This is a genomic window from Portibacter marinus (assembly GCF_021533195.1).
GTDB classification, from domain to species: Bacteria; Bacteroidota; Bacteroidia; order Chitinophagales; family Saprospiraceae; genus Portibacter; species Portibacter marinus.
Genome location: NZ_JAJNKB010000001.1, coordinates 675,606 through 688,297, shown reverse-complemented (window position 1 = coordinate 688,297; position 12,692 = coordinate 675,606). Strand labels below are relative to the sequence as shown.

Annotated in this window: 10 protein-coding genes; 9 read left to right on the top strand and 1 reads right to left on the bottom strand. The window is 40.7% G+C overall.

The features are described 5' to 3' along the window. Positions 1–20 precede the first annotated feature (20 nt). Complete coding sequence (locus L2567_RS02880) at positions 21–503, bottom strand: DUF1573 domain-containing protein (RefSeq protein ID WP_235296187.1); 483 nt, start codon at positions 501–503, stop codon at positions 21–23. A gap of 246 nt (positions 504–749) precedes the next feature. Here L2567_RS02880 and L2567_RS02875 point away from each other — a divergent pair, with 246 nt between their 5' ends. The 9 genes from L2567_RS02875 (at position 750) to murD (ending at position 12,619) form a co-directional block, all read left to right on the top strand. Continuing rightward, positions 750–3,176: an alpha-ketoacid dehydrogenase subunit alpha/beta gene (locus L2567_RS02875; protein ID WP_235296186.1), complete on the top strand. Its 2,427-nt coding sequence runs from the start codon at positions 750–752 to the stop codon at positions 3,174–3,176. Positions 3,177–3,219: 43 nt separating this feature from the next. Next, entirely contained in the window at positions 3,220–3,954 is a 735-nt protein-coding gene (locus tag L2567_RS02870) for a polyprenol monophosphomannose synthase (protein ID WP_262913089.1), read from the top strand. Between the two features lie 461 nt (positions 3,955–4,415). Continuing rightward, complete coding sequence (mraZ, locus tag L2567_RS02865) at positions 4,416–4,880, top strand: division/cell wall cluster transcriptional repressor MraZ (RefSeq protein ID WP_235296184.1); 465 nt, start codon at positions 4,416–4,418, stop codon at positions 4,878–4,880. A 2-nt stretch (positions 4,881–4,882) separates the two neighbouring features. Continuing rightward, the gene (rsmH, locus tag L2567_RS02860; RefSeq protein WP_235296183.1) at positions 4,883–5,782 is read left to right on the top strand and encodes a 16S rRNA (cytosine(1402)-N(4))-methyltransferase RsmH; all 900 of its coding nucleotides are present in this window, start codon (positions 4,883–4,885) and stop codon (positions 5,780–5,782) included. A gap of 3 nt (positions 5,783–5,785) precedes the next feature. Then, the gene (locus L2567_RS02855; RefSeq protein WP_235296182.1) at positions 5,786–6,106 is read left to right on the top strand and encodes an FtsL-like putative cell division protein; all 321 of its coding nucleotides are present in this window, start codon (positions 5,786–5,788) and stop codon (positions 6,104–6,106) included. Between the two features lie 7 nt (positions 6,107–6,113). After that, positions 6,114–8,237: a penicillin-binding protein gene (locus L2567_RS02850; protein ID WP_235296181.1), complete on the top strand. Its 2,124-nt coding sequence runs from the start codon at positions 6,114–6,116 to the stop codon at positions 8,235–8,237. Between the two features lie 19 nt (positions 8,238–8,256). Continuing rightward, positions 8,257–9,720, top strand: coding sequence for a UDP-N-acetylmuramoyl-L-alanyl-D-glutamate--2,6-diaminopimelate ligase (locus L2567_RS02845; RefSeq protein ID WP_235296180.1), 1,464 nt, complete (start codon positions 8,257–8,259; stop codon positions 9,718–9,720). Positions 9,721–10,070: 350 nt separating this feature from the next. Beyond that, a complete protein-coding gene (gene mraY / locus L2567_RS02840) occupies positions 10,071–11,336 on the top strand; it encodes a phospho-N-acetylmuramoyl-pentapeptide-transferase (RefSeq protein WP_235296179.1) in 1,266 nt (421 codons plus the stop codon). Then, the gene (gene murD, locus L2567_RS02835; protein ID WP_235296178.1) at positions 11,336–12,619 is read left to right on the top strand and encodes a UDP-N-acetylmuramoyl-L-alanine--D-glutamate ligase; all 1,284 of its coding nucleotides are present in this window, start codon (positions 11,336–11,338) and stop codon (positions 12,617–12,619) included. The genes mraY and murD overlap by 1 nt, the downstream gene beginning before the upstream one ends. Positions 12,620–12,692 lie beyond the last annotated feature (73 nt).

The window sequence follows — 12,692 nt, the reverse complement described above, 5'->3', positions numbered from 1 at the left end:
AAAGATATCCTTTTTAAGGTCTATTTACCTCCGCCTAAAGTTCCTTTAGATGCAGGTACACCTTCTTCTTTTTCTTTTGCGTAAACCTCACCCGTTACATTGATAACGTGTGGCTCTCCACCCTCGTTAGTAGTAATGGTCACTTTTTTGCTAAACTTACCGAGTCTGTTGGTGGCATACCTTACCTCTATTTCACTTGACTCACCAGGCATAATTGGCTCCTTGGCATAAGTAGGAACTGTACAACCACAAGATCCTCTCGCATTGGTTATGACCAAAGGCTCTGTGCCTTTATTGACAAAAGTTAATTTTCTTAATGGCTCAGAATGTTGCTCTATCACTCCATAGTCAACCACCATTTTTTCAAAAACCATTTGTGGTCCCTCTCCATTTTGTCTTTTTTCAATATTTTGCTCTATTGCCTCAGTAGTGGGAACTGTTTGCGCAGTAGTTACTGAAATCGCACAAAACAATGCTAAAACAAAAAGAATAGTATTTTTCATTTCTCGAATTTTTTATTTCTTACAAATCTACACAATTAACTACAAAAAGAAAACCAAAGTTTCCAAATATACTGTTAATGTAGGGTTAACGCCATGTTTGATGCTTCAAAATCAAAGTTTTTTATGAGTACGACCACCCTCTTCTTAACGATTTTTTGGTAAATTTTATTAAATTCGCGTACCGATTTAGAGCAACTTTGTCCGTAGTGACGCAATGCTGTTAACAAAAACCACTGTATCGAAAATATGCTAGACTTTCCTATTGAAGAAATCAGAACAGATTCAGAAACTACACCAAGACAAGCATTTAAAGATGAAGTTTTAAAGGACTTCTGGACTTGTCTGGTCAGTAGGGAAGTTTCTTTATTAGGACGAAAGGAGGTTTTATCGGGTAGAGGTAAGTTTGGAGTGTTCGGCGATGGTAAGGAAGTTCCACAAGTCGCATTGGCCAGAGTATTTAGAAAGGGAGATCATCGTGCAGGTTACTACAGAGATCAGACGATCATGTTTGCGCTTGGAGTATCATCCATAGAGGACTTTTTTGCACAAATGTATACCGACGCGAATAATGATCCATTCTCAGGAGGGCGTCAAATGAATGCTCATTTTGCTACACCCTATCTTGATACAGATGGTTCTTTCACCAATCAAGTTGACTTATATAATCAATCCTCTGATATATCTTGTACAGCTGGGCAAATGGCAAGAGCTGTCGGACTGGCCATGGCTTCCAATAAATATAAAGAGCTAAAGAATTTATTAGGCAAGAAGAATCAATTTTCAAAGAAAGGAAGAGAGGTATGCTTTTGTACAATCGGCGATGGGAGTTGTGCAGAGGGACCATTCTGGGAAGCAATGAATGCCGCTGCAACAATGCAGATTCCATTGGCCGTTTCTGTTTGGGATGATGGATACGGTATTTCTGTGCCGGTAGAGCAACAAATCGCCAAGGCCAGTATATCTGAAGCTTTGGCAGGTATGCAGGCAGATGAAAACAAACCGGGAATTGATATATACCGTGTGGAAGCCTGGAATTACCCCAAGTTAGTTGCTACGTATGAAAAAGCCATCAAGAAAGTTAGAAAGAACCAGGCACCTGCTTTGATACATGTGATAGAATGTACTCAGCCTCAGGGACATTCAACATCAGGATCGCACGAACGATACAAGTCGAAACAAAGACTCAGCTGGGAACGAGACTGGGACTGCAATGTAAAGATGGAGGAGTGGATACTGAAGAGCGGTATCGCAGATAAGAAAACCATCAGTGAGATGAAGTCGCGCGCTAAGAATTTTGCTCGTGAAAGAAAAAACTTGGCCTGGAAACGATACAGCCACCCGATAAAGGAAGAAAGAACCAAAGTCAGCAAGCTGCTTCAGGATTTAGCTCAGGGCATACCCTTTCAATCTGAAATCTTAGCATTAAAGAAAGAACTGGATGGGCTTGTTGAACCCAATTATAGTGAAATTACTCAAATAGCCAAAAGGGCATTCTATCTGGGGATGTTCACCGATCACGAAGCTGTTCGTTCAGTTAAGTCATACATTGACAAAAAAGACAATAAATCAAAGCAGACCTATAATACGAAACTCTATTCTGATACAGATCATGCAGCCATTAAGATACCTGTTGTCCATATGGAATATGAGGACCATCCTCCGTTGGAGCCTGGTTATAAGGTCATCAATCGATTTTTCGACAAAGCTTTTGAAAAGTATGATCATTTACTGGCGTTCGGAGAAGATGTAGGAAAAATTGGAGATGTAAACCAAGGTATGGCAGGCTTGCAGGAGAAATATGGAGCAGAAAGGATATTTGATGCCGGGATACGAGAATGGACCATCGTTGGTCAAGCAATCGGTCTGGCAATGAGAGGATTTAAACCCATCATGGAAATTCAATATCTTGATTATTTATACTATGGCCTTGCACCTTTAACTGATGATGTGGCTTCTATGCGGTATAGAAGCAACGGCTTACAATCGGCGCCTTTGATTGTCAGAACCAGGGGACACAGACTCGAAGGTGTTTGGCACTCAGGTTCTCCCATCGGAATGATCATCAACGCTTTACGAGGAATGTATCTCGCAGTACCCAGAAACATGGTGCAAGCTGCAGGCTTCTATAATACCTTTATTCAGGGAGATGATCCCGCAATAGTGATCGAGACCCTCAATGGTTATAGAAAACGAGAGGCTGTCCCAAAAAACATTGGAGAATATACCATACCAATCGGAGTTCCTGAAGTGATGAAAGAAGGAAGTGATGTTACGGTGGTTAGTTATGGTGCTTGTATCGCTGAAATAGTAAAAGCAATACCGTTATTGGAGCAGTTCGACATCAATATCGAATTAATCGATGTGAGAACATTGCTGCCATTTGACTTGGAAGGTATCATTGGCAACTCATTAAAGAAAACCAACAGGCTTCTGATTGTGGATGAAGATGTGCCTGGTGGAGCCAGCGCCTATATTTTACAAGAAATCCTGGAAAAACAAAATGGATATTTTTATCTTGATTCGAAGCCGATGACCCTGACGGCAAAGGCACATCGACCTCCTTATGGTTCCGATGGTGATTACTATACCAAGCCAAATCCTGAACAAATATTCGAAACCATCTATCGGCTACTTGCTGAAGTTAATCCCGAAGCCTATCCCGTTGCTTTTTAAATGTGGCGATAAATAATATCTTTGGTTTCGCAATTATCATAATTTGGGTAACAAACTTGTAATTATACCGACCTACAACGAGAAAGAAAACATCTCGAAAATGATCACAGCAGTTCTTGATGTAGGTTCAGATTACGATCTATTGGTCGTTGATGATGGTTCTCCGGATGGCACTGCAGAAATAGTCAAGGGCAGACAAAAAGATTTTCCGGATCGGATTCATTTGATCGAAAGAAGCGGTAAACTCGGTTTAGGAACAGCCTACATCACAGGGTTTAAATACGGTCTCGAAAGAGGTTATGATTTTCTCTTCGAAATGGATGCTGATTTTAGTCACAATCCAAAGGATTTACCTCGATTGCATGCTCCTCTGGAAAAAGGGTATGATTTCAGTGTGGGTTCGCGATATGTAAAAGGAGGCGCCACCAAGAATTGGCCTTTAGATCGTGAAATACTATCAAGAGGGGCTTCGCTTTATGTAAGAATGATTACCTGGATGCCCATTATGGATCCGACTGCCGGCTTCATTTGCTATAAGCGAGAAGTTCTTGAAGCGCTTGATCTGGATAAGATCAAGTTTGTGGGATATGCTTTTCAAATAGAAATGAAGTTTTCAGCAAGATCATTGGGCTTTAAAAGCATAGAGGTGCCCATTACTTTTGCTGACAGGATCGAAGGCACTTCTAAAATGAGCAGCGGCATTATTTCGGAAGCAGTGTGGGGCGTGTTGAAAATGAAACTCAATAGTTTTTCCAATTCTTATAGGAGGGATTCTTAGACGTCCCTAGCTTACTCTACCTTTCTTCTAACTTTAATTTTTTGATGCTTAAGTCACTCAGAATCATAGCACTTATCCATTTTGTTTTAAACTATAAGGAGCTGACTGGTAACCTATTTCGCACCAGAAAATCGATGTTCTATATATTATAGATTTTTTTAATACAAATTTGTCTTAATAAATATTATCACAATTCCAATACTTTACATATATTTGTTTTCTATAATATGTTATTTGAAATATTGTAACTGTATTTAGATGACGGAAATATTCGCCATTTAAACTCCAGGAAAGTGTATAAGACACACTTTGTCATCAAATTGATTGTGAAGTGTAATCAAATTAATTATACACACTTACAGATTATCATTTTTTTCATATGTTTTGATGAATAATGTGGTAAAAAGTGGTAAAAAGTGGGAAAGTGATTCTATATTTGAATTATCAACCGCGGAGATAAAATGTACACATTCACTGGAGAGTACGAAGTTAAAATAGATGCCAAAGGGAGAGTTCGTCTCCCGTCAGCACTATTGAAGCAAATTGGGGAAGGAGCTTTAAACTTTGTGGTGAATAGGGGATTTGAAAAGCATCTGATGATGTATCCCTCCGATGTTTGGGAAAAAAAGACGACAGAAATAAACCAACTCAACATCTATAATACAAAACAGCGTCGAGCGATGCGGTACTTCTACAGAGGAGCAACCAAGATTTCGACGGACAGTGCTGAGAGAATATTGTTGCCAAAAAGCTTGGTGGAATATGCGGGCATAGAGAAAGAAGCTGTTTTGTTTGCTTATCATGAGCAGATCGAAATATGGTCGAAGGACGCATATGACGAGATGTTGAATTCAGAACCAGATAACTTTGCGGAAATCGCAGATGAAATATTTGGCAATGACAACAACGCTGATGATCAAGTATAATGATGGAGTATCATAATCCAGTTTTACTTAAGGAGAGTGTCGATGAGTTGGTCACTGACCCCGACGGAGTTTACGTTGATGTAACCTTTGGTGGTGGTGGTCATAGTCGTGAAATTTTGAAAAGGCTCAGCGATAAAGGTCGCTTAATAGCCTTCGATCAAGATCTGGATGCGCATAACAATCGCATCGAAGATGATCGAATTGAAATGGTACACTCTAATTTTTGTTTCCTGGAAAGGTTTCTAAAATTATTGAAGGTTAATGATGTTCACGGAATTCTAGGTGACTTGGGAGTTTCATCCTTTCACTTGAATGCACCCGAACGAGGATTTTCTTTTCGCTATCCTGATGTAAAGCTGGATATGAGGATGAATCCTTTGTATGAAGACACGGCCATCGATCTGATCAGAAATTATTCTGAAGAGGAATTGGTAGCCATCTTTAGCAAGTACGGTGAAATCAGAAATTCTAAAACGCTTGCAGCGGAAATTGTAAGCGCCAGAAATTCCAGAGATATCATTATGGTAGGAGACTTGCTTTCAGTGGTTGAGCCCGTTATCAGAGGTAATCGCAACCGCTATCTGGCTCAGGTTTTTCAGGCCATTAGAATAGCTCTGAATGATGAGATGGGTACGCTCGAGTCTTTGTTGAATCAAAGCGTGAGGGTACTAAGGATCAATGGTCGTTTGGTGATCATATCCTATCATTCTCTCGAGGATCGAATGGTGAAGAATTTTATGAAATCGGGAAATGCTGAAGGTGAATTGATCAAAGATGACTTTGGAAAGATCTTAAAGCCCTTAAAGAGTGTGACAAAAAAAGTAATAGTGCCGACTGGTGTGGAAATAAGAAAAAACAACCGTGCCCGTAGCGCGAAGCTACGGGCCGCAGTAAAAGTTTAGGTTATGAGTGAGAAAAAACCGAAATCAAAGCATAAGCGAAGAAAGCTGTTTGGCTTGCCTTCGATTGCAAAGAATATGAGCTATGTAATGTTCATTGGTTTGCTGGGATTGGTTTACATTTTTAACTCGCACTATGCAGAAGGGAATTTAAGAAAGACCAAAAAGTTGGAAAATAAGATCAGGGAGGCGAAATGGGAGTATATGTCTATCAAGTCGGACATCATGCAGAAAAGTACCCGGTCTGAAATTATTAGAAAGCTGGATGGTTATGAAGGTTTGGAAAGTAAAAATCTTCCCAGGAAAATAGAAGCTTCTAAAAGTTAGAGCGACTATGGATAAGAAGAATGAGTTGCTGCTGAGAGTTTATGTGGTATTGCTGATGTTTATTCTTTTTGCTCTGGTCATTGCTTTTAAAATTGTGAAGATAAATGTGATTGAAGGAGATAAGTGGCGGGCAAAAGCGGAACAAAACCTGAAATGGGTAGATGTTCACGCCACGAGAGGAGATATTTATACTGAAGAGGGCAAATTGTTGTCCACTTCTTCAACGTTCTTTGATATTTATATGGATTTGACCCAGGCAAAAAATGACGTCTGGAATAAAGAGATTGATTCGCTTGCGTATTATCTATCGCGATATACGAAGGTGAACAGGTCAAGTGCTCAGTGGAAGCAACTTTTAACAAAGGAGCGGCAAGCGGGATTGTCCTGGGGTAAACCAGGAACTAAATATTTTACCATTGCCAAAAACCTTAATTTTCTTCAACTACAGAAATTTAAGCAGTTTCCTTTGTTTCGAAGAGGCCAATTCGGAGGTGGTTTTATTGTAAAAGATAAGACCAAGCGTACCAAACCATTCGGTTCTTTAGCTGAAAGAACGATTGGTGAAGATCGCGAAAACGCTTCTAAAATTGGTATCGAAGGATATTTTGATAAGCAACTCGCTGGTGTTAAGGATCAAAAGCTAATGAAGCAAATCGGACCCGGAATATGGGTTCCGGTCTATGATCCGATGGAATATGAACCTAAAAAAGGTGCAAACGTCATCACCACCATCGATGTTGGGATTCAGGATATCGTTCACAACGAACTGTTAAAAGCTGTTCAAAAACACCAGGCACGAGCCGGAACTGCCATCGTAATGGAGGTGGAGACGGGCAAAATAAGAGCTATATCTAACTTTAAACTCAATTCGAATGGGAGCTACGCTGAGCTATACAATCATGCTATAGGTGAGCGTAGCGAACCAGGGTCTACTTTCAAGCTGGCCAGTTTGCTGGCTTTGGTAGAGGCGGGACATGCTAACCCTGATACGAAAGTGGATTTAGAGGGAGGTATAAAGAAATTTCATGATCTATGGATGAGAGACTCGCATCGACACGGGCTCAGAGAAGTAGATCTTAGAACGGCATTTGCAAAATCCTCTAATGTAGGGATTGCAAAACTTGCAGACCGGTATTTCAATCAGAGTACTGAGACCAGAATGCAGTTCGTCGGATTGCTGAGGCAATTTGGACTGGATCAGGTCGCAGGAATTGAAATAGTGGGGGAGAAGACGCCGTATATTAAAGATCCAAATGACAAGAATTGGTATGGAACCACCATACCCTGGATGTCCCATGGATATGAATTGGAGTTGACGCCACTTCAAGTCTTGAATCTATATAATACCATTGCGAACGATGGTAAGCTGATGAAGCCTTATTTGGTTTCTGAAATCTATGATGAAAATGGAAATAATATACCCTTTCAGCCAAAAGTGGTGAAGGATAAAATAGCGAGTGATTACACCATAAAAGTTGCACAGGAGCTGCTTCAGGAAGTGGTGAAAACAGGAACCGCTACCAGTTTGAAATCTGATTTTTTTGATTTTGCCGGTAAAACGGGTACTGCGAGGTTTGATTATGCAGACAAAGATCAGGAAGTAAAAAGGTATAACGGATCCTTTGCTGGTTACTTTCCAGCCAATGATCCTAAATACTCTTGCATCGTAGTGATCTACGAACCTAAAGTAGATGGCTTCTACGGAGGAACTGTAGCCGGTCCGGTATTCAAGGAGATTGCCGAGCAGTGCTTTGCAAGTAAGAAGAACCTGATTGCTTCTATGACAGATGATGAGAAGCCTAAATTGGCCAATTTTCAAAAGCCAAACTATAGTGCTGGTTTTTCTCAAGACCTGGAAGATCTTTTAGATTACGTTGGATTAGAGCATTCGTCTTCCAAATATCCCTGGGCAGTGATTTCTCCGGGGGAGTATTCATTGGAATTGAAGCCCAACAAAGTGAAGAAGAAGGAAGTGCCCAGCGTTGAAGGCATGGGTCTCCGGGACGCTACATTCATCCTGGAAAATTTGGGATTAAAAGTGATCAGTGAAGGTTACGGAAAAGTAATTGCGCAATCGCTGAGGCCTGGATTGAAAATAGAAGATCAGACCATTGAAATAACATTAAACTAACATTTATCAAAAGAGATAAATGAAAATATTGACAGATATATTACCTGCGGGAACAAGCTTTGAGATCAACGGCAGTGAGGAGACAGAGGTCTTTGGAATCACATTGGATTCCAGAAAAGTAGAAGAGGGATGGATGTTCGCTGCTATCAAAGGTTACCAAACAGATGGACATGAATTTATCAATCAGGCCATTAGCAAAGGAGCCAAAGTGATCTTGCTGGAACATTGGCCTGAAACCATCAAAGAAGGAATTACCTACGTGAAAGTAGATCATTCCTCCGAAGTAACAGGACAAGTGGCCTCAGCCTTTTATGATTATCCGTCTAAGGGCTTTGAATTGGTTGGAATCACAGGTACCAATGGGAAAACGACAGTGGCGACCCTACTTTACAAGCTATTTACAAAGCTTGGCTATAGAACAGGGCTAATCTCTACTGTAGAAAATAAAGTTGCTGGAAAAACGATTCCAGCAAAACTGACAACTCCTGATTCAGTCTCACTCAATGAGCTGATGGCGCAAATGAATAAGGAAAATTGTGAGTATGTATTTATGGAAGTGAGTAGTCATGCGATTGATCAAAATCGCATCTCCGGATTGGAATTTCGGGGTGGGGTATTTACCAATATCTCGCATGATCATCTGGATTACCATAAAACGTTCAAGGCGTATATCAGCGCTAAGAAAAAGTTCTTTGATGAGTTGAAACCTGAGGCATTTGCTTTGACCAATGTAGACGATCGTAATGGAGAAGTTATGATTCAGAATACGAAGGCATTCAAGCGTAGATACAGTTTGAGAAAGATCGCAGATTACAAATCTCGGATTATGGAAAGCAGTATCGCCGGACTCTTACTGGAGATGAATGATATCGATGTTCATCTGAAGTTGGTCGGAGCCTTTAATGCATATAATGCGACTGCAGTCTTCGGTGTGGCAATGGAGCTTGAGCAAGATAAGTTCGAAGTCTTGAAAGTGCTTAGTTCGTTAAAAAGTGCAGAAGGGAGATTTGATCTGGTCAGCGTGACGGGAAGTGCTATTAATGCAATTGTCGATTATGCCCATACTCCTGATGCTTTGGAAAAAGTATTGGATACCATTCAAAAGCTCAAAGGTAAAAGCACTTCTGTTATTACTGTGGTGGGTTGTGGTGGAAATCGAGATAAGAAAAAAAGACCGGAAATGGCTAGAGTGGCGAGCGAGCGTAGTGACCGACTAATTCTGACGAGTGATAATCCTCGTGATGAAGACCCGGAAGCCATTATCGATGACATGATGCCAGGAATACCTCAGGGAAAGATTCAAAAAATGATACGTATCAGTGAACGAAGATCGGCGATCATAGCTGCTCTAAGTATGGCAAAGGATGGAGACATCGTGTTGATCGCTGGTAAAGGACATGAGAAATATCAAGAAGTCAAAGGCGAAAAGTGGCCATTTGACGATAAAGAAATAGTCCGGGATTTTCTCGGGCAAAAGAATTAGAATTTAGGTTCTATTATCATTCTCAGGTTGGTTTTAACAGTTACAGCAGGTTATCCAAAAAAAGTTTTGGATCCTGCTGTTTTTTAAAATGCTGCCATTCAATCTGCACTTTTTGGCATCAGAAGATCGAATACAAGATCAAACCATGACGAATAGTAGACAGTGAAGTGAAATGGCTGAGAATGACAGAACTTAGATGATGAAAAAGAAGCCCAGACCTTTACTTTCAAAAGATGAGGTAGGAGGAACAGCAACTGAAAAACTTGGAGTTAAGGCTACAAGTTGTTCCATTAACGAATTACACGATTGTAAAATAGCGAGCCGCGATAAGCGAATCGCGAAAAGCTGACATGTTTTACTACTTATTCGAATACTTACAAGATAACTTTAATCTGCCGGGTGCAGGTTTGTTTACATATATATCCTTTCGTTCCGGACTAGCGATTTTACTGTCTTTATTGATCAGTATGTTATTCGGAAACAGGATCATAAGTTCTTTGAAAAAATTGCAATTAGGAGAAACCGTCAGGGATCTCGGACTCAAAGGCCAGCTTGAAAAGGCAGGAACTCCTACCATGGGTGGTGTCATCATTATTATGGCAACTCTTGTGCCAGTTTTATTACTGTGCAGATTGGGAAGTGTCTACATTCTTTTAATGTTGGCCGTAACCATATGGTTGGGGACGATCGGTTTTATTGATGATTACATTAAAGTCGTTAAGAAAAACAAAGCTGGTCTTGCCGGAAAATACAAGGTGATTGGTCAAGTAGGTATAGGGTTAATTGTTGGTCTGACCATGTTATATCATCCGGACATAACCGTAAGGGTAACGCAGCAAGAGGCCATTGAGAATAACTATGAGATCATGGAGGAATTTACCGTTAGGTATCCGCAAGTCAACCAGACAGACGAACGGGTTCAAATGGCTTATGTGAAGACAACGCTGACCAATGTTCCTTTTATAAAAGGAAATAAATTTGATTATGCAGCTTTGCTCAGATGGTTAGGAGATCATGCTTCTAAGTTTATCTTTTTGCTTTTTGTACCCATCATTATTTTCATCGTCACTGCGGTTTCCAATGGAGCTAACCTTACTGACGGTTTAGATGGATTGGCCACAGGAGTTTCAGCCATAATCGGTGCAACTTTGGGAGTGCTGGCATATGTTTCTGGTAATACGATCATTGCTGACTATCTCAATATTCTTTATATTCCAGGATCTGAAGAGCTGGTCATTTTTGCAGCCGGCTTTTTAGGAGCATGTGTCGGATTTCTATGGTTTAATTCATACCCGGCCAAAGTATTCATGGGTGATACGGGCTCGCTGGCCATAGGTGGAATCATCGCTGTTTTCGCCATATTGATCAGGAAGGAATTGTTAATACCCATTCTCTGTGGGATTTTTTTAGCTGAGACCGCGAGCGTAATACTGCAGGTAAGTTACTTTAAGTACACCAAGAGAAAATATGGTGAAGGACGAAGAATTTTTAAGATGTCGCCACTTCACCATCACTTTCAGAAGCTAGGGATGCATGAGGCGAGGATCGTAACCAGATTTTGGATCGTAGGGATCATGCTGGCCATATTGACCATCATCACACTGAAAATGAGGTAATGGATTTTCAATCTGTAGCTATAGTTGGCGGAGGTGAAAGTGGAATAGGAGCGGCATTATTGGCACAGAAGAAGGGTTTAAAAGTGCTTTTGTCAGACTACGGAAAGATAAGTATCGAGCATCAACAGTCTTTGAATAAATTGAAGATTCCTTTTGAAGAGAATGGACATACCCTCGACAAACTTAAGAATTACGATTTAGTTGTCAAAAGTCCGGGAGTAGGAGATCATACTGATGTAATAAAAGGGTTGAGCTATTACGGAAAAAAGATCATCTCAGAAATAGAGTTTGGTTTTTACTTCACAGAGAAACGCATAATAGGCATCACTGGAAGTAACGGAAAGACTACTACAACCGGACTTATTGATCATTTGCTGAAAGCGGGTGGGGTGAAATCACAAGTAGGTGGCAACATCGGAGATAGTTTTGCCAGGTTGGTCGCCGAAGAAAAGGAAAGCACTGAGGTTTATGTGCTCGAATTAAGCAGCTTCCAGTTAGATGGAATTGAGACCTTCAGGCCCGATATCGCTGTGTTGCTGAATATTACTCCGGATCATTTGGATCGATACGATCATGATTTTGAAAAGTATAAAAGAGCCAAGTGGAGGATAGTCATGAATCAGCGGAGTGAAGACCTTCTAATATACAATGCTGATCTGGAAGTGATGAGAGATGTCGGTCGGCAAATTGCAATTGAAGAAAAAAATTATAGTGAGTACTCACTCTTAACGAAGAGTGGGCAAAAATTTGACATAACAAAATCAAGCTTGAAAGGAAGGCACAATCGATTTAATGCCCTTTGTGCTATAGAAGTGGCGCTGGAAATGGGTGTTGATCGGCAATCCGTGGAAAAGGGATTGGTTTCATTCAAGAATGTTCCTCATCGGCTGGAAGTGGTAAAGGTTTTTAATAGCATTACTTTTATTAATGATAGTAAAGCTACTAATGTGGATGCAGTTTACTATGCCCTTGATGCGATGGAGTCTCCGGTTATATGGATCGTGGGAGGTACAGACAAAGGCAATGACTATGAGCCCATCAGGGAACTGGTAGAAGAAAAGGTCAAGCATCGCATCTATCTGGGAAAGGACAATGCTAAGTTGATTGCTTTTTTTGGGGAAGGAGTGGAGTGCAGGTCGATGGAGGAAGCCGTGAAAAAAGCAGCAATGTGCGCGAAGGAGGGTGATGTGGTGTTGCTGAGTCCGGCATGTGCAAGTTTTGATTTGTTTAAGAACTACGAGGATAGGGGAGCGCAGTTTAAAGAGGCCGTATATGCTCTTTAAGAGCTACGTAATAAGTATTCTCTTTAAGAGCTGTGCGTGGCTATAGTGCAAAGCCTGCTCTTTAAGAGATGGC